Source organism: Streptomyces colwelliae, assembly GCF_048158785.1.
Classification (GTDB): Bacteria; Actinomycetota; Actinomycetes; order Streptomycetales; family Streptomycetaceae; genus Streptomyces.
Map to the genome: position 1 here is coordinate 1 of NZ_JBLTJC010000082.1, position 20,913 is coordinate 20,913.

At 68.2% G+C, this 20,913-nt stretch carries 13 protein-coding genes; 5 read left to right on the forward strand and 8 right to left on the reverse strand.

The features are described from left to right. Positions 1-229 precede the first annotated feature (229 nt). The gene (locus tag ACNFOC_RS19085; RefSeq protein WP_416960283.1) at positions 230-493 is read right to left on the reverse strand and encodes a helix-turn-helix transcriptional regulator; all 264 of its coding nucleotides are present in this window, start codon (positions 491-493) and stop codon (positions 230-232) included. A gap of 176 nt (positions 494-669) precedes the next feature. Between ACNFOC_RS19085 and ACNFOC_RS19090 the strand changes: the two genes are divergently transcribed. The 4 genes from ACNFOC_RS19090 to ACNFOC_RS19105 all read left to right on the forward strand — a co-directional run bounded on the left by ACNFOC_RS19090 (position 670) and on the right by ACNFOC_RS19105 (position 7,814). Next, the gene (locus ACNFOC_RS19090) at positions 670-1,794 is read left to right on the forward strand and encodes a hypothetical protein (RefSeq protein WP_416960284.1); all 1,125 of its coding nucleotides are present in this window, start codon (positions 670-672) and stop codon (positions 1,792-1,794) included. Positions 1,795-1,918: 124 nt separating this feature from the next. Next, positions 1,919-2,539, forward strand: coding sequence for a hypothetical protein (locus ACNFOC_RS19095; RefSeq protein ID WP_416960285.1), 621 nt, complete (start codon positions 1,919-1,921; stop codon positions 2,537-2,539). A gap of 330 nt (positions 2,540-2,869) precedes the next feature. Further along, entirely contained in the window at positions 2,870-3,856 is a 987-nt protein-coding gene (locus ACNFOC_RS19100; RefSeq protein WP_416960286.1) for an endonuclease domain-containing protein, read from the forward strand. A gap of 259 nt (positions 3,857-4,115) precedes the next feature. Continuing rightward, positions 4,116-7,814 (forward strand): NB-ARC domain-containing protein, encoded by a 3,699-nt coding sequence (locus tag ACNFOC_RS19105; RefSeq protein ID WP_416960287.1) that lies wholly within the window; start codon positions 4,116-4,118, stop codon positions 7,812-7,814. Positions 7,815-7,992: 178 nt separating this feature from the next. On the opposite strand, the gene tpg is transcribed toward ACNFOC_RS19105, so the two are convergent. From tpg to ACNFOC_RS19135, 6 genes are all read right to left on the reverse strand, one after another. Further along, the gene (gene tpg / locus ACNFOC_RS19110) at positions 7,993-8,547 is read right to left on the reverse strand and encodes a telomere-protecting terminal protein Tpg (protein WP_416960288.1); all 555 of its coding nucleotides are present in this window, start codon (positions 8,545-8,547) and stop codon (positions 7,993-7,995) included. Positions 8,548-8,556: 9 nt separating this feature from the next. Next, the gene (gene tap / locus ACNFOC_RS19115) at positions 8,557-10,662 is read right to left on the reverse strand and encodes a telomere-associated protein Tap (protein ID WP_416960289.1); all 2,106 of its coding nucleotides are present in this window, start codon (positions 10,660-10,662) and stop codon (positions 8,557-8,559) included. A 17-nt stretch (positions 10,663-10,679) separates the two neighbouring features. After that, entirely contained in the window at positions 10,680-11,066 is a 387-nt protein-coding gene (locus tag ACNFOC_RS19120) for a hypothetical protein (RefSeq protein ID WP_416960290.1), read from the reverse strand. Between the two features lie 668 nt (positions 11,067-11,734). Continuing rightward, positions 11,735-13,738, reverse strand: coding sequence for an ATP-binding protein (locus tag ACNFOC_RS19125; protein ID WP_416960291.1), 2,004 nt, complete (start codon positions 13,736-13,738; stop codon positions 11,735-11,737). A gap of 143 nt (positions 13,739-13,881) precedes the next feature. After that, complete coding sequence (locus tag ACNFOC_RS19130; RefSeq protein WP_416960292.1) at positions 13,882-14,067, reverse strand: hypothetical protein; 186 nt, start codon at positions 14,065-14,067, stop codon at positions 13,882-13,884. 145 nt (positions 14,068-14,212) lie between these two features. Then, positions 14,213-14,377 (reverse strand): hypothetical protein, encoded by a 165-nt coding sequence (locus ACNFOC_RS19135; protein WP_416960293.1) that lies wholly within the window; start codon positions 14,375-14,377, stop codon positions 14,213-14,215. A gap of 602 nt (positions 14,378-14,979) precedes the next feature. On the opposite strand from ACNFOC_RS19135, the gene ACNFOC_RS19140 reads away from it, so the two are divergent. Continuing rightward, entirely contained in the window at positions 14,980-16,188 is a 1,209-nt protein-coding gene (locus ACNFOC_RS19140; protein WP_416960294.1) for an IS110 family RNA-guided transposase, read from the forward strand. Positions 16,189-16,566: 378 nt separating this feature from the next. Here the strand turns inward: ACNFOC_RS19140 and ACNFOC_RS19145 are convergent, their stop codons facing one another. Next, a complete protein-coding gene (locus tag ACNFOC_RS19145) occupies positions 16,567-20,808 on the reverse strand; it encodes an NACHT domain-containing protein (RefSeq protein WP_416960295.1) in 4,242 nt (1,413 codons plus the stop codon). Positions 20,809-20,913: the final 105 nt, after the last annotated feature.

Genomic DNA, 20,913 nt, shown 5'->3' on the forward strand with positions numbered 1-20,913 from the left:
CGGGTGACGCGGGGGCTGCCGTCCCAGTGGCGGCCGGCAGGGGTGGGAGTGGGGCACATGGCGAGGACCGTGCCAGGCGACACGCGGCGAGAGGTGCCGCGGCGGCCGGTATGTCCCCCGGCTGGCCCAGCAGAGTCGAACGCGTGCCCAGGCAGGCGGTCTGGCGTTCTAGGTCTGCTCGCCGGTTCGGGTGATTTGCAGCAGGGCCCGCAAGGGGTGTGCCAGCAGGTCAGGAGCTCTGCATGCCGGGCGGGGTGTGGTCGTCGCAGAGGGGGCCCAGCAGGTGCTCGATGGGGACGTCGAAGGCGTGGGCGAGGGCGTGCCAGGTGGTGACACTGCCGGTGGTGTGGCCGTGTTCGAGGTCGATGAGGGTGCGGCGTGCCAGGCCGCTGCGGCCTGCGAGTTCGTCGAAGGTCCAGCCGCGTTCGCCCCGCAGGCGCGCCAGCGTTACGCGCAGCGCGGCGAGGTCGGGGTCGGGCGGCAAGATCGTCACCCCACCATCCGACGGTGCAGGACCCTGCCCTGTCAGTGCAGACCTCTGCACTATCTGTCGAGGTGGGAGTGACGTTCGAAACGGTGCAGGGATCTGCACTACCGTGCGTTCGTTCCGGCCTTCAGCGGCCGGGCACCGACCACCGCGGCACGGACAGAGAGAAGGATGACCAGCCGATGAGGCTTGCCCGTGCGCATACAGCAGTGCGGCGCATCTGGACCGTGGAACTGCGTCCGCAAGCAGGCGGCCCCACGCTCGTCTGCCCCTCCTGCACCGCCCACACCACTCCCCTCGCTGCCTCCTCCGCACGGTCCGCCGCCCTGGCGCATCTGGCCTGCCACGCCCGCACCGATGTGCTGCCGGTGTACCTGCGCAGCTGTCAGTGCCGGGCGCAGGGATGTGCGTGGCATCCGCGTCACCGCGGATGCGCCGGGCCGGTACGTCTTGCCCTCACCCGTGACCGCGGCGGCCGCACCTGGCGCCTCGCCGACGCCTGCACAGCCTGCGCGGGAGCGACCAGTCATACCTCCGTGGTGCCGGACACCCTGCTCGGCACCATCCGGCCGCACCCCTCCCCCGGACCTCCGCCCCCTGCCCGCGTCGGACTCTGCCCGGAATCCGACGAACAGGTACGCGTACGGGAGATGCTCACCTACCTCGGCGCCACGCTGCCCCGCTTCACCTCCCCCGCCGCCCGGCTGCTTGGCCTGCAGTGCGCCCTGCGCACCGACACCCGTGGCCATGTCCGCCTGCCGGCGGGGCTGCTGCGCGGCATGCGGCTACGCGGACACCGGGACCTGTGGCAGGAACTGGCCCACGCCGGCTGGCTGGAGCCGCCGGATGCCAGATCTACTCCCGTGCAGCTGCGGCTGCTCGATGCCGCGGTCCTGGACCAGGCGCCCGGCCGCCGCGCCCGCCGGCGCGCCGCCCACTGGGCGCTGCACCCCGCCCCACTGGCCCTGCCCGCGGCACCACCCGCTCTGCGACTGACCGCCCTGGCCCTGGCCGCACACGCCTCCGCCAACACCGAACACAGCACCGACCTGGACACCCTCGCCCGCATGTGCGGGCATTCCCCGCAGCAGACCGGAGAACTCCTCGACCGGCTGGTGACAACAGGCACCCTGAAAACCTGGCACCACAACCGCGAGACCGACGAGGCAGTCTGGCAACTGCCCCAGCCCCCACGCACGAACCCGCCCTACAACAGGGCCCCAAAGGCACCGGACCGCGTGGCCCTGGCGTCCGCACCGGACAGCGGACACCATTTGAGAGGAACAACCGGTTCCGCCTGTCCGTAGTATCTCTATGCCAAGGCATTTTGCGGCAGTCACAGGTCCGCAGCGCCGGTACAGCACAGAAGCGCTGCCCGGCTCGAGAACGGTCGCCTGGATCACCGCTGCACACCGAGGAAAGGCCAGCATCATGCCCGAGAGCACAACTGTCGCCACGGGACTGACATCCCAGTACATCACCCAGGTGGCCGGCGACCTCGAAAGCAACCTCAAGGAGCAGGAACGCATCGGTGCCGAGATTGAGGCGCTGCAGGAGCAGCTGGCTGCCCTGGAGCAGGACCACAGCGTGCTGGTGAACATGCAGCAGGCGCTCGGCGTCACGCACGAACCGGATGAGCCGTCGACCACGGCCAAGGGTGCCGCAGTGTCTTCTCCCCAGCAAAAGACCGAGGCCGCACCCCCCAGCAAGCGAAGGGCACGGAAGACCACAGCCGTGCAGGAAACGACGGCCAAGAAGCCCGCCACGTCCACCAAGGCCGGCACGACGGCGACCCGGCCCACCCTGGTGGAACTCATCCGCCGCCACCTCACCGAGCAGAACGAGCCCCGCTCCGCCGCGGAAATCTCCACCGCACTCGGCAAGGCTCACCCCGAGCGCGGCATCAAGACCAAGGTCGTACGCGTCACTCTCGAAGGGCTCGTGGCCAAGAGCAAGGCCCAGCGCACCAAGCAGGGCGCCTCGGTCTACTACACCGGCCCCGACGCGACGGAACCGACCACTGTGCCCCAAGCCGAAGACACGGACCGCTGAAGCCCCGAGGCAGCAGCCGCGCCGACGCTCCCCTCCGCATGAAGCGCCCGGCAGGCGCCGGTGACAAGAAACCTGCCTCGGTGACAATTATCGCCCTTCGGCTCACACTAGGTTGTTGGCCGGGAAGCCGGATCACACAGGTGTGTGACTGAGCGTTTGATTTGGCGAGCTGAGCACTGAGTTGACGGTCGAGCGAGCATGTCCTCTGATGCTGATCACGTGGCGCCGGGAGCACTCAGCCCTCATCCTCGCCCTCCTGGAGACTCGGGACGGTAGAACAGCTGGGGACCCAGTGCCCGGTTTCTGATCTTCGGTTTAATGTGTGATCGGATGCTCGACATGTCAAAGCTGTGCGAGTCCGGCGATGGGAAACGCGCAACGCGGATGGGCGGCACGAGGTGCCAAGCCTGCTACCGCTACCACCAGAAACACGGAACCTTCGAGAGGATCGGTCCCCGGCCTCCGATCAGCATCGAGATAGTGCTCCAGCACGTCGAGCACACCGAGTCGGGGTGCTTGGTCTGGAAGGGGATGACGGACAAGGACGGCCGGCCGCTGTACTACGACGGCGACCGCTACGCGGCAGGGGAGAACCCGCTCGTCTACGTTCAACGATGGGTGTTTGAGCACCACTCCGACAAGCCACTCGCGGTGGGACAGACGGTCACGCGCGACTGCGAGAACAAGCTGCTGTGCATCCACCATGAGCACGCCACTCTGTGGCGGCACCTGGGAAGCGGGGCCTTCGTGAGCGGTAGCGATGACCGAGCCGATACCGACACCGCTCTAACCGGGATGTGCACGAACGGGCACACGTTCGATGACGACAACATTCCCTACGTGAACCCGAGGACAGGCGCCCGGAGCTGTCGGCGTTGCACGCGCGACTCGAAGCTGCGCTCACGCGGGATCGACCCGGAGTCGGTGCCCTACGAGCCTTATCGCAGGGGCGACACGCAGTGCCGGGCGGGGCACCAGTACGCCGTGTTCGGCTTCAAGAACCGCGGCGAGGGCCGCGTTTGCAACGAGTGCGTCCGGATCAAGAGCGCGAAGGGGAACTTGAAAAAGGGGTACGGCCTGGCGTTCGAGGATGTCGCCCGGATGCTCAAGGAGCAGGACAACGCCTGCGCCACATGCCTGACCTCCTTCACCAAAGTTGATCCCGACAACTTCCGGATGGGCGACGCCAACGTCGATCACTGCCACGCCCGCGGTCACAACCGAGGGCTGCTCTGCATGGACTGCAACATCGCGCTCGGCAAGGTCAAGGACAGCACAGCCACGCTGAGCAGGATGATCGACTATCTGAAGGCGTAAAGGGCCCGAAGGGCTCACTACGCCAGATCGAACGCTAACTCGCCAAATCAAAGGTTCTGACCGCTCTTCCGTGATGGCTACGGCTGAAGGAGGACGCGGGCTCTGAGTAGAGCGAACGAGGCTCGAGCGCACATTTGCCGTTTGGTCGCCTTGATCCTCTTTGGCCTTCGATAACGCCGGAGCTGTAGAGCAGGGCGAGACCTGTTGTCGGTAGGGTCCCCGCGAGCAAGAGATTCAGGCGCGAGCCGAGGGAGTTGTGGTGGGGCGAGGCGCGGGTCAGGCGTTGCTGGCCGGCACGGCTGTGGTCGTGACTGGACTCGCGGGACTGGCCCTGAACGCGGCGACCGCACAGGCGCGTTGGCCTGGACTGCTCGATCTGCTGCGCCGCTACTCCTGGCTCTTCGTCCTGTCGCTCACCCTGTTCGCCGCGATCCTCGCCTGGTGGCAGGCGTGGCGGGAGCGGGCCGGCGGTGACCCACGACCGCCCGCCGCGGAACCGGTGCCGGAGTGGGTGGTCGACCGTGAGCAGGCGGGCCAGGTGGTGGCCGCGATCTGTGACCGTTCAGTTCGCCGCCGGGCAGTGGGCATCACCACGTCCCTGCACGGAGCTGGCGGCTACGGCAAGACGACACTCGCGCACCTGGTGTGGGCGCATCGGCGGGTTCGGCGGCGTTTCCGGGGCCGGGTGTACAAGGTCACCATCGGCCGGGAAGTACGGGGGCGTGCCGCGCTGGCGCAGAAGGTCACGGAGGTCAGCGAGTTCATCACTGGCGACTCCCGGCAGTTCCAGGATCCCGAACTGGCCGGGCAGCATCTGGGCCGACTGCTGGATGAGCGACCCGCCACCCTGCTCATCCTCGACGACGTGTGGGAGGAGGAGCAGCTCGCCCCCTTCCTGATGGGCGGCTCCCCGTGCGTACGGCTGATCACCACGCGCAATCCGAACCTCCTCTCCGCGGACATGCCGGCGGTCCGAGTGGACAGGATGTCCGAAGCGCAGGCCAGGGCCGTGCTGACCTGGCAGTTGCCCGGGCTGCCGGACGAACTGGTGCGCGACCTTCTGGAGGCCACCGGAGGATGGGCGCTGCTGCTGCGGCTGACCAACCGGACGATCGCCGAACAGGCGGAGACCGGCGCCGCTCCGGCCGCCGTGGCCGCTCACGCGCTGGAGCGCCTACGCACGTTCGGCCCCGCTGCCGGTGAACGGGACCCCAGCGAGCCGGACCTGAACGACCCCCAGCGGCGCAGCCGGGCGGTGCGGGCGACGGTGGAGGCGGCCACCGCGCTCCTGCCCGAAGGCGGCGCCGAACGCTTCGCGGAACTGGCGGTCTTCGCCGAGGACGAACCCGTGCCGATCGCCCTGGTCATCCGGTTGTGGCAGACCACCGCCGGACTGGAAGAGACCGCGGCCCGGGACCTGTGTCTCGCCCTGCACCGCCTTTCCCTCGTCGGCGTGCGGGCCGAACACGGCGGCCGACTCACGCTGCACGACGTGATCCGCGACTATTTGCGGGTCCAGCTCGGCGAGCGGAGGCTGGCCGAACTGCACGGCCGGTTCGTCGACGGCTGCGCCGAACTGCTGCCCGCCGCCCCGTCCCTCGGGCCCGGAGGCGCGGGCGCCGACCGGGCTTGGTGGCGCACCGAACACGGCTATCTGCTGGACCATCTGATCGAGCACCTCCAGGACGCGGGCCGTACCGACGGGGCCGAAGCAGTCGCCTCGGACCTGCGCTGGGTGGAAGCCAGGCTGCTCCAGCACGGCCCCACGGCCCCCTGGTCCGATCTGGCCCGCATCGGTTCCCTGGAGACCACCGAGCTCGCCCGCGACCTCTCCCGGATCGCCCACCTTCTGATGCCCGTCGAACCGCCGCAGGCCCTGGCCGGAGTGCTGTACAACCGTCTCGACCAACTGCCCCGCTGGCGCGAGCAGATAGCGGGCCAATACGACGCCCCGGACGCATCCCCGGCCTTTCTGGCCAACCTCCTGCCGCTGCCGGACCTGCACAGCCCCGCACTGGTGCGCACGCTCGCGGGTCCCGTCCACGGGAACCTCGGCTCGATGGAGCTCTCTCCGGACGGCACCTGGCTGGCCACCGTCGACTACCGCCAGCCCGTGCGCATATGGGACACGGCCACTGGCGCGTGCATCGCCACGCTGCCCGGCGGCGCGGAGTCAGTGGTGATCTCGCCCGACGGCACATGGCTGGCCACGGTCACCCGTGACGACAGGATCGTCGGTCGCGACATACCGGTGCGTATCTGGGATGCGGCGAGCGGCCGGTGCGTTGCCGAGCTTTCCGGTTCCGCGAACTTGTCAGGCGAAGTCGTGATCTCCCCGTGCGGCACCCGGATCGCCGCAGCCGTCAGAGTCAGGGGCGTCGGCCAACCGGTGCATGTCTGGGACAGGGCGACCGGCGAGTGCATCCTCAGACTGGGCGGCCGCTCCGGGGCGGCGAGGTGCCTGGCGTTCTCGCCCGACGGCACATGGTTGGCCGCCGGAGGCGACGACAAAGCGGTACGGATCTGGGACGCCGTCACCGGCGAGTGCACGGGCGTCCTGATCGGTCACACCAGCGCCCTGCGTACGGTGATGATTTCCTCCTGTGGCACCTGGCTGGCCAGCGCCGACATCAGCGGCGCGGTGCGCACCTGGAACCGGGCGGACGGGCGATGCATGGCCATCCTGCGGGACGACGAGCGACGTGAGAAACCGGTGGTGGTCTCGCCCGATGGCACCTGGCTCGCCACGATCCACACCAACTCGGTCGACATCTGGGACCCGGTCACGGGCCGGCGCATCGGCAGACTGGTCGGCCACACCGGGCGGGTGGGCTCCGTCGCGGTCTCGCCCGACAGTACGTGGCTGGCCACCACCGGAGCGGACGGCACCCTTCGGACCTGGGACAAGGCGACCGGCGTGTGCACCGCCGCCCTGGATCTGGACGGTGCGGCGGCGTCGGTGGCGATCTCCCCCGACGGCACCTGGCTGGCCGCCTACGAGTACAGCGGCACCCGCATCTGGGATCCGGAGGCCGCCCGGCGCGCGGTTGCCGCCGAGAGTGAACGTGCCCTGTGGGTCCGCTCGGTGGCATTCGCACCGGACGGCACCTGGCTGGTCACGACCCACGGGAGCCGGACCATGAAGATCTGGAACCCGGTCACCGGGGAGTGCACCGACACGTGGACCGCTGCCGCTGGTTCCGTGGAGTCAGTGGCGGTCTCCCCCGACGGCACCTGGCTGGCCGTGGGGATGACCGAGCCCAACGGGTACGGACAGCACCACCTGGTGCGGCGGTGGGACCTGGACACTCGACAGTGCACTGCTGACATCGGCGGCCACGCGGAATCGGTGGATTCGGTGGTGATCTCCCCGGACGGCACCTGGCTCGCCGCCGGAGGCAGCAGGAGCAGTAGGCCGGACGCCTGGGACCTGGCCGGTGGCCGTCGAATCGACTGGCTGTACTACGGGGCCCGTGCGGGCGCCACATCAGAGTTGGCGATTTCACCGTGCGGTACCTGGCTCGCCGCAGGGGGCGTGGACGGAGCGGTGCGGATCTTGAACCGGGCCGGCCGGGACTGCATCGCTGTGCTGTCGGGTCACACAAACCCGGTGACGTCCGTGGCGATCTCTCCCGACGGCACCTGGCTTGCCGCCGGGAGCGAGGACGGGGCGGTACGCCTCTGGAACTGGACGCGCCGACGTATCGCCGTCCTGTCCGGTCACACGGAGTCGGTGACCTCCCTGGCTGTGTCTCCCGACGGCAGCTACCTGGCCACCACGAGCAAGGACGGCACCACGCGGATCTGGGACCCGGAGACAGAGCAGACGATCGCCCTCACGCGCACCGAGAAGCCCCTGTTTTCCTGTGCCTGGGCACCCGACAGCCGCGTCCTCGCCGTGGGAGGAGAGTCGGGACTCTACCTCTACGCACTGCAATTGGCGCGTCCTTCTGCGTGACAGGATCATGAGCCGATTCGACTCCACGAGCGCCGATCATGTCCGCGTTTGCATGAGGAATCGCCTGGTTTCGCTACGACTGACCATGCATCGGTCGTAGCCATCACGGGAAGCGCGGCCACAACCAAATCAAATGCTCAGTCACAAGGTGCCATCTTGCTTCCGTCGGGCACGGGAATCAGAAATCAAGCTCGATGTAGTCGATGTCGGTGAAGGCCACCTGCAGACCGGCGGCACGACGCCCGCGGTCTTTGAAGTAGATCTCCTGCAGGCCTTCGGCGGCGATCTGTTGGAGCTGCTGGTCGGTGGCGCCTGCGGCGTGGGCGTCGAGGAGGCGGGCGGCGTAGTCGGGTGGCAGGTGCTGGGTGATCAGGCGGATGCGGGCGTCGTCGGTGGTGCCGGGGGCGGCGGTGTAGCCGAACCGGGCGCGGGTCTCGATCGTGATGCCGCCGGTGGTAGCGGCTTGCTGTCTGGCCTTGGCACGTACGCGGGGCTGCCAGCGTCGTCGGACTTCGTTCGTGAGGCGGGTGGCGAGTTCCGGTCGGGGCTGTTTGATCTGGCCTTTCACGTAGCGTTCGACGGTGCGCTGGGAGATGCCCAGCATGTCGGCTGCGGTCCGGGTGCCTTTGGCGGTTTTGACGAGGAAACGCATCTGGGCCTGCGGGGTCTTGGGCAGGGGCCGGGTGAAGGTGTTGGCTGTGGCTTTGTCGAGGCTGTCGCTGAAGATGCCCACGTGCGGTTCCTACTCCCCGTCTGCGGCGGCGTCGGTGCCCTTGATGTGCCGGGCGGGGTTATGGCCTTCGTCGAGCATCTTGACCGCCCACATCAGGGGCTGGGTGCCTTCGTGCTTGACCATGCCGGGGCTGACTCCGAGGCGGAAGCCGCCGGGCAGTGGCTTGTCCTCCGGGGTGCGGGGCAGGAAGTCCAGCGGGGTGGGGCCGTCGGAGAGGTAGACGGCGCAGTCGGACAGCACGGCGATCGGGAACAGGCCGGTGGCGGCGAGTCTGAGCATCTTGCGGTGCATGTTGACGCGGGCGGTGGCGATGACGGCGGCGCGGATGTCGGGCCGCCAGGTGGGGCGTTCCAGGGCGGGCCAGCGCTCGCCGGGCCGGTAGCCGGCACCCTGGGGGCGTTCGCGGAGCTTGCCGATGCCGCCCTTGACGGTCGCCTTGATCGCGGAGAGGACGGCGGCCTGCGCGGGATCGGTGTCCTTGTGGTGTTCCATGGCGGCCAGGAAGTCCGCCTCGTTCATGCCCGCTTTGACGCCGAGGCGTCCCATGGTGGCCAGGTAGGCGTCGCGCAGCCGGGTGTACCAGCCGTCCAGATAAGAGCCTGATTCGGTGCGCAGCCAGGCTTCAAGCGGGGTGATGTCGTGGCCGAGTTCAGCGGCGTAGGCGACGGTGGGGGTCGCGTACCAGGCCGGGCCTTCGGGCCGCAGGCCGTGCGGGGTGAAGGGATTGGGCAAACGCGGGTCGAGGTCGATGTGGGAGAGGTCGACCAGCCAGCTGCCAGTCGTTTTCTTGTCGAAGCGGGGGTGGTTGACGTGGACGGGGGCGCCGAGGCCGACGGTGAGCCGGTTGACGGCCGCGGCGAACGCCATGTTGACGTCGATGCCCACGGCGAACGGCTTCGCGCATTCGTCGTCGGTGAGCTGTTCCGGGTCTCGGATCCACTCGAAGGCTTCTTCGTCGAGGACCTCCGCGGGGGTGCGCTGGTGGCCGCGCGGGGAGCGGGTGGTGACGACGGGGTGTTCGTCGGGTGCCTCGGGCGGTGCGGGGTCGACCGCCTGGGTGAGCGCTCCGGGGTTCGGTCCGGAAGTCCAGGTGTCGGTGACCGGGTCTTTGACGGGGCGGGTGGGCGGGCGCAGTGCGGTCATCAGTTCCAGACCGCATACGGCCGCGGAGCCGCGCGGGGTGATCACGCGGGTGGCGTAGTCGCCGAGGACCTGGGCCAGTTCAGGGGCCGGGAGTAGGCCGGCACTCCCCCAGGTTCGGATATCGAGAGCGTCCCAGGGCAGCACGGCGAGCTGGACGCACTGACGTCGGCCGCCCTCGGCGGGCCGGTAGACGCGGGCCCAGGGGCCGAATCCGCGGCGTGTCAACTTCCACTTGGCGCGGGCGAGTTCACGCACCACCGGATGGTTGTCGGCCAGGCGCAGCGCGCGGCGGTCCTCCAGGGCAGGGGGCAGGCCGAAATGGGCGGCGGCCCGGGCGGTGAGGACGATCAGCGGATCGGAGTCCTTGCCGTGGCGGTGCAGCCTCTCGGCACCGAGTCCGGACTCCTTCACTGCCCAGTCGGCCAGTTGCGCGATGGTGGCCGCAGGGCACTCCAGCAGTATTCCGCCCTGGCAGTACGCGATGCCGTCTGCGTCCAGCACCGCCAGTGGCCCGTTGGGGAACCGTGAGTCGGCAGCGGGCGTGGCTTCGGTCTGCCGAGTCGGGCGCCGCTCCCCCGACGCCGGCATGTTGGGTGTGCCCGATGCCGAGGATGTCGGGGGCGGAGACGTCACAGCGCCCTCTGGGGCTTGAGTCGGCGGCGCTGGGAGGGGCTCTGTTGGAGTTGCGGACCTGCTGGGGGGCGGGGTGGATGCCGGATGGCGTTGGGCGAGGCCCTCGAGCAGCCTGCGGTAGGCCTCGCGGCGCTCTCCTTTCGGCTCGGCCCGTCCGGCCTCCCATGCCTCGATGCTCGGCACGCGCGTGCCGAGAGCCTGTGCGAGAGCCGCCCGGGTCAGCCCGGCCGCCTCGCGTAGTCTCATCCGCTCGGCCGGGAGGGGCAGCACGGTGCCGTCGTCGACAGCGGCGAGCAGGGAATCAACGGCTGCGAACAGTTCCTGGGACTGGTCCGTCATCTGTGCTCCTCCTCCCTTTACCTGACGCCCTGGCGGATCTCTTCGAGGCGGGTCATCAGCCGCTGATAGCGCTGCGAAGCGGCCTGGGAGGAGTTCAAGCCCTGATGCTGGGCGATCTGCCGCCAGTCCATGTCGCGGCGCCTGGCCTCGATGACTACCTGAGTTTCCAGCCGGTCCAGTTGATGGCGCATGTCCTCGAAAAGGCTGAGCGCCGCACCCACATCGTCCGAGGTCACGTCTGTCGCCTGCCCGCCGCTTTGCTGATGGTTGGCGGCAGCCATCAGCAACCGCCCCAGCAGTGCGGCGTCCTGCTCCAGGCGATACGCCGGAGCCCAATGAGCGATGGGGTCTTCCACGAGCATGGTCAGTCGCCGGCGGGCCTCGTCGCGAGGGTCACGTGCCATGCGCCCACTCTATCACAACGATTCAACGAAACAACTTATTGTTGTTTCGTTCTCCACATCGTAGAGCGGTTGGAGGGCAGGCCTCCTGCCGCTTGGGGGACGATGGGGTGCCCGTTCAAGAGGAGACGCCGGATGTGCCCATCCTGCAGATCCCTCGCCGTACCCGGGCTGTCAGGCCGGGCTGGCACTCCGTGCTGCTCCGCCTGCACGAGCAGTCGGTCTCGGTCTGCCCTGAGTACCGCGTTGTCGATGCGAAGGAGAAGTTCGGCGGGCTGCTGGCGCATATCAAAACCGCCGAAGGAAGCGCCCGCGGCCCGCTTGCGTATCTCATCAGGGCGGCCGAGGCGGATGCTTCTGTTCTCTGTGAGTTCTGCGGCGCTCCGGGGCGGGCGAGGTCCCGGGGTGACGCACGGGGAGGGTGGATCCAGAAGGTGTGCGACAGATGCCACCCGGCATGGTCCGCGCGCGAGATCATGATCGTGAGCAGCACGGTCCGGTCGCCCGGCCGAGGTCCCTCTGCGACACAGGGCTGACAGCCGCACCGCCCACACCCAACTACTGTCCGCCTTGCGCCAGTTGCTGTTCCCCGATGGCCGGCTGTGCGCTCCCGCCGCATCGCCATGCAGGCCCGTTCTGGCTGCGCTCTGCGGCAGCATGTGGTCTTCTGTTCAGACCGCATGCTCGATGAACAGCCCCCCGGAGTCGCAGATGGTGAACAGGTGTTTGTCGGGTGCTGGGGTGTATACGAATTCGGTGAGCCGATATTCAGTGAGCGGCTTGGTTCCGAACAGGCCTTCCGCAGTCATCACAAGGTCTTGGTAGCGGGCGGGCGTGCTGGCGGGCTTGTCGCAGACGTCGACGGGGAGCATGACCAGTGCGGTCACACCACCACGTGCAGAGGGGCGCAGTTGCATGCGGATCGCGTGCCGTGCACCGAGCCGGCAGGCGAGGGCCAGCCCGAGCCGGGAGCCGCTGAGGTCGTCCCGTGAAGGCGGCGAAGCGAGGTGTTGGTTGACCTCGAAGAAGGTCTGCTCTGTCATCCCCAGTCCCTGATCTTCGATCTCGATCAGCACGCGGCCGTCGGGCAGCGCATGCCCCGTCACCCTGACAGTGGTCTGCGGCGGGGAGAATGCCAGGGCGTTTTCAAGGAGTTCGGCGAGCAGGTGGACGAGGTCGTTGACGGCAGGTCCAAGCACAGCCGGGGCCGCAGGCACGGAGATCAGCTCGATCCGCTGATGATCCTCTACTTCGCTGGCAGCGGCTGTTAACACATCGACCAGCCGTGCCGGAGGGCCCCCTTGGCCGCTGGTCCGCGGATCGGCGAGGGAAAGGAGGCTGTCGCAGGTGCGGCGGGTCATCCTGGTCAGATGTTCCAGTTCGAACAGTGTGTCAAGCCGCTGCGGGTCGTCTTCGGCGCTCTCCAGCTCGGAGATCCGGTTCAGCTGCCGCTGAAGCAGTGCCTGGCAGCGACGGGCGAAGGTGGCCATCGCAGCAGCGGACTTCTGCCGCAGCAGGGCGTGTCCGACGGCCAGTTCCACATATGCACGCTGTGCGGCTTCCAGCGCCCGGGCCGCCTGGGCGACGTCGTCGTGCCCCTGAAGCCCGATGGCCTGGAGGTAGTGGTCGACGGGGACGTCGTGTGTGAGGGGAAGCGCGAGCTGTCGGGTCAGCTCGGGAAGCTGGCGGTCGGTCATCAGCAGCGCCGCCTCTTTCAGCTGCCGTAGGGCGGCCGACCGCTTCAGGAGCGTGGGCCGGACTCTGGTGGCCCTGAGCTCGGCGTCCTTCAGCAGTTCGTCGGCCTCGGCCCGGGCCTCTTCCAGTTTTTTGGCGGCTTCCACGCCTGCCTTGGTGCGCACCTGTTCGGCTTCTTCATGGACGCGTTCGAGGTCTGCAAGACGGTGCTCGGCCACGTCGACGGCCTTTGCCAGGCGCAGACGTTCCTCTCGTGCCTGGCGTTCGAGGTCCGCGCGCTCGGCGTCCTCGTTGGCGGCGGCCAGTTCCGCCTCGAGTTCCTGGCATCGCAGCCACGCGGCATCTCTGTCCCGCTGCGCCTGCCTGAGGGAGTGTTCCAGGCGCGCCACCTCCTCCCGCAGCCGTGCGCACTCTTCCTCAAGTTCCTCTTTACGGGTCCGACGCCGTTCGATCTCCGCCTTGGGCGCGTGCTGTTGGTGTTCCTGTGCCGCCCTGACCTCGCGAAGCTGGGACTCCAGCGCCCGCAACTGCCGCTGGTGGCCTTCCACGGCCCGGTAGAGTTCGCGTGATTCGAGTTCCAGCTCCTCCTCACGCAGGACGGCTTCTTCCAGGCGGTCGCTGGCCATCTGTTCCCGGTAGCGGGCAGGGTTGTCCGCGAGCAGGGCATCGCGGTGCAGCTGGTAGATGCGGCCCTGCAGATCCGCGGAGACCTCCGTGCCGTGCGCCTTGCACGCCGACTTCATCAGCCCGTCGATGAAATGCTTCTCCGGGATGCGCTCCCCGCTCAGGTAGCGCGACACCGACGAGACGCTGGTGCGGTAGTAGGACGCGAACTGCCGTTGCGACTTTCCCGACCCCTTCAACAGACGCCTCAAAGCCAGCGCCAGCTCCCGCACTTCTGGGCGCAGCGTCGGCGGCAGCGGCTTGAAGCCGTCCGCGTCGTCATGAGCGGTCTCTTCACTGCCGTCCTCCCCGTTCACCTGCTCCCCTCCCCTGGGTACACATACTCCACCGCGCAACGACACGCACGCCCGGCACTGGGGCAGTCTCGGCTGCCGCAGGAGCCTTCCCAGCACAGACTGCCCAACTCCCGCTCGCGCAGGCAGTGTTGAACGGCCAACGACTAGCGTTCATCGATCACCCCGTTGAAGAACGCCACGGCGCCTGCACAGGCGGCCGTGCCCACGATCACCGACTCCGCCGGTCCGCTGCGGTGGGACAGGACTGTCAGTACGCCCGCGCCCACGCCGACGAGGACGCCCAGCAGCAAGACCAGCGCCGCGCGCAGGCTCAGCAACGACCGGTTCACACACACCTCCGGATGAACGCCAGCGCTATGCCCGGTGAACGGACGCAAGCACCAAATTCTTGTACCGGGGGTCAAGTGTGCCCGGGCATCGGGGTGTTCCCGCCCGGGAACGGGGTGTTCCCAAGCAAGCGGGAACACTTGTTTCTCACTCGCGTCCCGCGCAGGCCGGATACGGACCAGCCTCAACGGCGCTGCCCGCGTCGGCATGGGCGAGGAAGTACTTCTCCACCCGGACCTGGTGTCCGCCCACCAAGTGGTCCCTTCCGCACTTCGGCGAGCTGCACGCCCAGTTCAACGGCGTGCTCGTCATTACCGAGTTCTTCGTGCAGTTCGCGAAGCGAAGCGTTGCCCTGGTGTTGTCCTCCCAGGCCCAGGGAGCCGCCCGGTGTGGCGCAGAAGCCTTCCCTCCACCAGTCAAGCCACGCAGCGCGCTAAATGCGATCCCAACTCCTGGTCCGGGCGATCCAGTTGTCGGCAACGGGTGAAATGAGGCCACGGACGGCGGATCAAATGTGAGCCACCGGGGCCCTACCGAACAGCATCAGTCGAAACCACAGGTGCCCAAAATCATCACTAAAACTACGATTCTGGAATCTATGCAAGCCATCATTCGGAATTCTTTCTAATTGTTCGTCAGGGCGGCGGAGCCCCCCCGTTATGTTTTCCGCGGTCCTGCAAGAGGGCCGCTGGCCTCCGGGCCCGGCATGACTGTTCCCCCTGTCGAAGGCATGACCTGGGGGGTGGTGTCACCGGGTTCGGAAGGTGCCGTCGGAGACGCTGATCAGAGGTCCGGCCACTGCCCGGTCCGGCGCAATGCCGGACAGCTCGCGGGCGACAGGTCTGCATAACGTGGATGCGCGCGTACGACACCACCGCCGAGGCCGGCACGTTCAACTCTCCTGGAAGGGCGCGATGTTCGACACCGAAGACGTGGGCGTGTTCCTCGGCCTGGACGTCGGCAAGACCGCTCACCACGGCCACGGACTCACCCCGACAGGCAAGAAGGTCCTCGACAAGCAACTGCCCAACAGCGAGCCGAAGCTGCGGTCCGTGTTCGACAAACTGGCCGCGAAGTTCGGCACCGTCCTGGTGATCGTGGACCAGCCCGCCTCCATCGGGGCCCTGTCCCTGACGGTCGCCCGGGACGCCGGCTGCAAGGTCGCCTACCTGCCCGGACTCGCGATGCGTCGGATCGCCGACCTCTACCCGGGCGAGGCCAAGACCGACGCGAAGGACGCCGCGGTCATCGCGGACGCCGCCCGGACGATGCCGCACACCCTGCGCTCGCTCCAGCTGACCGACGAGATCACCGCCGAACTCACCGTGCTGGTCGGCTTCGACCAGGACCTCGCCGCCGAGGCCACCCGCACCTCCAACCGGATACGCGGCCTGCTCACCCAGTTCCACCCCAGCCTGGAACGCGTCCTCGGACCCCGCCTGGACCACCCCGCGGTGACCTGGCTGCTGGAACGCCACGGCTCGCCACAAGCTCTGCGGAAAGCCGGACGCCGCAAACTCGTTGAGGTGATCCGCCCCAAGGCCCCACGCATGGCACAGCGGCTAATCGACGACGTCTTCGACGCGCTCGACGAACAGACCGTCGTCGTCCCCGGGACCGGCACCCTCGACATCGTGATCCCGTCCCTGGCCCGCTCCCTGACGGCCGTCCACGAACAGCGCCGGGCTCTGGAAGCCCAGATCAAAGCCCTGCTGGAGGACCACCCTCTTTCCCCGGTCCTGACCTCGATTCCGGGAGTCGCGGTCAGGACCGCCGCAGTACTGCTGGTCACCGTCGGCGACGGCACCAGCTTCCCCACCGCCGCCCACCTCGCCTCCTACGCCGGCCTCGCCCCGACAACAAGGTCGTCGGGGACCTCGATCCACGGCGAACACGCCCCCAGAGGCGGCAACCGGCAACTCAAACGCGCGATGTTCCTCTCCGCGTTCGCCGCCCTGCACGACCCCGCCTCCCGCACCTACTACGACAAATGCCGGGCCCGCGGCAAGACCCACACCCAGGCCCTCCTCCGCCTCGCCCGCCACCGCATCAGCGTGCTCTTCGCCATGCTCCGCGACGGCACCTTCTACGAACCCCGAACCCCCGAAGCAGCCGTCGCATGACGAGCTCGGGCTTGACGAAGGACATAGAGGCACCCCCCCGGGGGGATAGAGAGACCCGGTATCACGGAGCCGTGGGTGACCCTCGACCCGGTGGGCCCGACGCGGGCCGCGATGGCTGCAGCACGAGCGCCGAGGCCCTCCAGACCGAAGCCGTCACCGCCCCCGCTAAGGGACCCAACTGCGCTCCGAACGAGGGAAGTTGACACTCCCCGTACGACGACCGCTACCTCGACAGCGCGGGCAAGCTGGGAGTCGACCACCTCTTAATCTGCGCTTCGACGGCTTTGCCTACAGTTCTTGCTGGTCAATGCGTCAGCGGTATGCCGTGGGCGTCTATCGCCAGCATGGGCAGGGCGTCGCGTCAGGTTGAACGCTCCCTCAGTGGACTCGCGCACCGAGTCGTCCGTCTCGTTCGCCAGGTGCTGGCTGAGGGCCTCGCGGCGCTGAACCGCTGGCCGTCTTACGCCAGTTGCTGTCTTCGCCGGGAAGCCGGCAGTCCAGCACATGCGCAGCAGCCAGCAGCGGGCCGTGCTGGGTGAGTTGGTGCACTTGCGCAAGTTGGTCGCGGAGAACGTCGTCGATGTTGTGATCCGTCGAGCGGCAGCCGCGTTTCTTGGTGTTCCAGCGGGTGCAGTCGAAGTAGCCAACCAGCAGCAGGCCGGCGGTGTGCGGTTCGCTGAGGTAGGCGCAGAGCTGAGTTCGGGCTGTGTCGGGCAGTTCGGGGTTCCAACATCCTTTGGCTTCGATGACGACTCTGATGGTGTGCTGGCGGGTGTCGGGGGAAGCGGTTGCTTCGATCTGGAGATCGGTGCGCAGGCCGGGTAGGCCGGTGCGCCGTACTTGGACTTCTCGGTTGACGACGACTCGGTGCCCGCCGATATCGCGGCGCAGGAATGAGGCGACGGCGTCGCTGAGGTCGTCTTCCCAGCAGGGCCAGCACTGGGTGTGGGTGTCGAAGCGGTCGCGGTCGCGGTTCCAGAGGTTGACGACCGTGCCGTTGTAGCCCTGGAGGTCTTCCTCCAGAGCGGTTAGGGATTCACGGACCAGATCGAGGAGTTGGCGTTGATCGCGGACGAGGCGTGTCTGGTGGTCGGTGGCGAGTCGGATGAGCTGTTCGGGTTCGAGAGGAAGGGCGCTGTGGTCTGCTGCCGCGCGGGCGGTGACGCGGGCGAGCATGCGCAGTTGCCACACCTGCGGATGTTCCTGGGCAAGGTGGTGGAGTGCGACTGCGGCCTGGGGCGTCTCACGGGACGCGAGGACGCGGGGCAGATGGTGCAGCAGGTCGACGAGCCGGTCCTCGTCCCGGATGAAGCCGCTGTGTAGGGGGCGCTGCAGGCGTTCGGGGCCAACATCGCGGAGGAGGAGGGTGTAGAGGTCGATGAGTGCGGTTTCGTCGAGCTGGTGGAATGACGAAGTGTCGAGGTCGGCGGAGGGGCGGGTGAGTAGACCTCGGTATTCCTCCAGGACGCTGGGATCACTCAGGCCGCGGCGCAGAGCGGGCCAGTAGCCGGGGAGTCTGTCGTGGAGCAGCAGGGCCCGGGCGGCAAGCAGCCATCGCTGCCGCGGGGGTGAGCCGGTCTCATGCTCACTGGGGTCGGTGTCGAGAGCGTTCGCCAGTTGAGGAAGGGCGTCGGGGTCTGCGGCTGTGGCAAGTTCGTAGAGGACGGTGTACCACTGCTCGGGGCTGCGGTCAGGGTGCAGCGCCCAGGCATGCAGAACGGGTCTGAGCCCGTAGGCGGGGAGGCGCCCGAGGGCGCTGGTCAGGTCTTGGAGGGTCTGGTCGGTGGCACGGTCGAGGGCCTGGGTCAGCAGCAGGGGGAGCTGGTCGCCTGCGTGTTTCACGCACAGCGGCATCCAGACGCGTTGCACGTCGAATTCGCCGGCGCTGTATGCGGGAGTGGTGGCGAGGACGATGCCCCAGCGGGCCCAGTGCGCCGGGGTGGCGTGCAGGGCCGCGGGGTTGTCCACAAGGGCGAAGGCAGTGCGCTCGGCGAACGGGCGGCGGGGGTGTGTGGTGTCTGGGGTGAGATCGGCTGCGCTCGGCGGGGGAAGCGTGGTGAGGAGGTGGCTGGCTGCCTCGTCAAGGCGCCGGGCGGGATCGGTGCCGGTGGCGGGGTGTGATGGTGCCTGGCTGGCGAACGTGAGAAGGCTTCCGCCGTGAGGGGCCAGCGTGCCGTCCGCTGTGCGCTGCAGGTGGTGCAGGACCTCGTCCCATGCGGTGAGAACCTGCGTGCCGTGGGCGGCGAGTACCTGGTCGATGGCGGCGTTCAAGTCGGCGGGGTCAAAGCGGCGTTGCTGCCGGTGGGCTTCCTCTCGTGCGGCGCGTTCACGCTGCCGGCTGGGGTAGGTCTCCCAGAAGGCAGTGGCCTCGGCCAGTGTGGGATGTGCATGGCGGGCCGCGTCGGCACGCGCCTTGGCCTGGGGGTCTTCGGGAGGTGTGAACCGGATGGCGTGGCGGGCGAGATCGGGGTTGATCTCGGTGAGTTCGTTCCAGTGTTCCATCCAGTACAGCAGGTCGTCGTAGGGCAGGAAGGAACCACCGGGGATGCCCGAGAGCACGGTGAGAAAGTGTTCTTCGCCGTTGTTGTGCTGGAGGAGGTAGAGGGCGAGCAGTCGTCGGGTGCGGGGGCATTCGTCCAGGGCCGCGGCGAACTCGCCCAAGTCGCTCTGCAGCCCGGAACTGTAGAGGAGGTCTTGGTTTTCGGGGAGCCCGAGAAGGCCTTCGCCGATGAGAGGCACAAGGTCTGGGGTCTGGGTGTGCTCGTTGTAGGTGACCGCTCGGCCCAACAGGGCCACGGCCAGACTGTGACTTGCAGGCCGAGTGCTTCCTGCCCTCAGAACCTGCCCGGCCCATGCGGTGGCTTCGGTGATGGTGGCGGCGTCGACCTGTTGTGGGATCTCTCGTTGCAGCCGGAAGGCCGTTCCGACGTGGGCGGGGTCGGGGTCGCGGAAGCGGTCGAGGTAGTCAGTCAAGGAGAGATGGCCGGGGTAGAGGTGGCGCAGTGCCGCAGCGACCACTTCGGGGGAGGTGTCCTGGGTGAGGTCCGTGATCCGACTGAGTGCGGTGGAAGTGGGTTCGGTGATACCGGCCAGGGCCGCGGTGCGTACTCCCGTGTCGTGGCGGGCGTCTTCGGCGACGTGCAGCAGGTCGTCGGCCAGTTCGGGGCGGCGACAGGCCCGGGCGATGCTGACAGCCGGATACAGCACATGGGTTTCACCGCCCGCCCGCAGGCGGGGGTGCAGCTGGCCAGCCAGGCCGGGGTGGTTGAGGCGGTACAGCAGGCTGTAGTCGAGGCGGACCGTGTCGTCTCGCTCCAGTAGGGCGAGCAGGGCGTCGACGGTGCGTTCCCGGTCGGTGTCGGACAGGCTGGGCAGGTCGGCCAGCAGCAGGACGAGGGGGTCACCGTCCAGGAGGTCAGCGAAAAGGGTGGGGTCGCTGGTGGCACGCCAAGCGGCCACTTCCTGGTGGGCGGGGATGATGTGGCGGGCCTCACCGTCTCCGATCCACAGCAGTTGGCGCTGCGCCTGTGAGTCCAGGGCACGCATACGCAGGAAGTGGGCGGCGAGGAACTCGCGGTAGCTGTCGTGGGCGAACGCCCAGCGCAGGTCACCGGTCGGGACCAGCAGGCTCGACTCGGTCACCTGGCGCAGATTCCACAGGGTGCACGGGATGCGGCCGCCCAGGTGTCCGGGTTCATCCGAGTCGTCGAGACGCGACAGCCGCAGGTCGTCCGATGTGGCAGGGGTGCCGGTGAAGGGAGTGTCGCTCACGGTGGTGTAGGGGCCGAACTGCACAGCTGCGGCCAGCCGGGCCGCAACGGCCAGCATCTGCTCGGGGGACGTCTGGGCCTGCAACTGGCGTAGGTCGGTGGAGCGGCGGTGTTCGGTGCACAGGCGCAGGCACGCCTCGAGGTAGGCCTGGTGCACCGTTGCCGGCAGGCGGGCGTGGTCGGCGTAGCTTTCGAGGAGCTGCAGCAAGGTGACCGGGTGGGTGGCCAGCGCGACCAGTCCCTGCTGCTGGATGGCATCGAGGAAGGTGTCGGTGTCTGCCACACCGACACCTTTGGCGGCGAGGGCGACATCTCCGCGGTCGAGAGGAGCCAGCCCCATGATCTTGATCTGGTCGGCGTCCCAACGCTCGCGCAGGGACTCTTCAAACCGGGCCGGCCAGCGAGCGCTGCGGCAAGTGATCCGTAGCCGCAGCATCTCCCGGTCCGGCTCGGGCAGTTCATCCAGCACCTCCTGCAGGATCTGGTCCAGCTGAGGGAGATCGTTGAGGCCCTCGTCCAGGCCGTCGAGGAGGACATGCCACTCCCCCGGCTCGCTGGGAGGTTCAAGAGCCTTTCGCAGTCGCGGCTGTGCCAGACGTGTTGTGGTGCACTGTTTCAAATCCAGCCAGGAGGCGCGCAGGCCGTCAGTGACCAGGGCGTCGTGTTCCTGGTGAAGGGCGAAGGTCTTACCCATGCCTCGCTCGCCGCGTAGGACGATCAGTCCAGTGGCCCGTTCGTCGGCCAGCAGCACTCCCGCTGCGGCCTTGCTCGACGTCCAGCCGTAACGGCCCTGCGCCGGCGGCTCGTCCAGGACGAACACCCGGCGCTGCCACGGGAATCGCTGCTGCATGGGTTGCTCTCCAGAACGTGCGGGCGCGTGCTGCCGCCACCCTAGAACGGGAACGTTCTGCGTGACCTCTGGTGGCGGTCCTGCCCGGGCGGTTCGGTGCGCGGC

What these genes read in the sequence shown, in the direction of transcription:
- ACNFOC_RS19090 (WP_416960284.1), top strand. Translation starts at nt 670, where the DNA reads ATGAGGCTTGCCCGTGCGCATACAGCAGTGCGGCGCATCTGGACCGTG.
- ACNFOC_RS19095 (WP_416960285.1), top strand. Translation starts at nt 1,919, where the DNA reads ATGCCCGAGAGCACAACTGTCGCCACGGGACTGACATCCCAGTACATC.
- ACNFOC_RS19100 (WP_416960286.1), top strand. Translation starts at nt 2,870, where the DNA reads ATGCTCGACATGTCAAAGCTGTGCGAGTCCGGCGATGGGAAACGCGCA.
- tap (WP_416960289.1), bottom strand. Translation starts at nt 10,662, where the DNA reads ATGACGGACCAGTCCCAGGAACTGTTCGCAGCCGTTGATTCCCTGCTC.
- ACNFOC_RS19120 (WP_416960290.1), bottom strand. Translation starts at nt 11,066, where the DNA reads ATGGCACGTGACCCTCGCGACGAGGCCCGCCGGCGACTGACCATGCTC.
- ACNFOC_RS19135 (WP_416960293.1), bottom strand. Translation starts at nt 14,377, where the DNA reads ATGACGAGCACGCCGTTGAACTGGGCGTGCAGCTCGCCGAAGTGCGGA.
- ACNFOC_RS19140 (WP_416960294.1), top strand. Translation starts at nt 14,980, where the DNA reads ATGTTCGACACCGAAGACGTGGGCGTGTTCCTCGGCCTGGACGTCGGC.
- ACNFOC_RS19145 (WP_416960295.1), bottom strand. Translation starts at nt 20,808, where the DNA reads ATGCAGCAGCGATTCCCGTGGCAGCGCCGGGTGTTCGTCCTGGACGAG.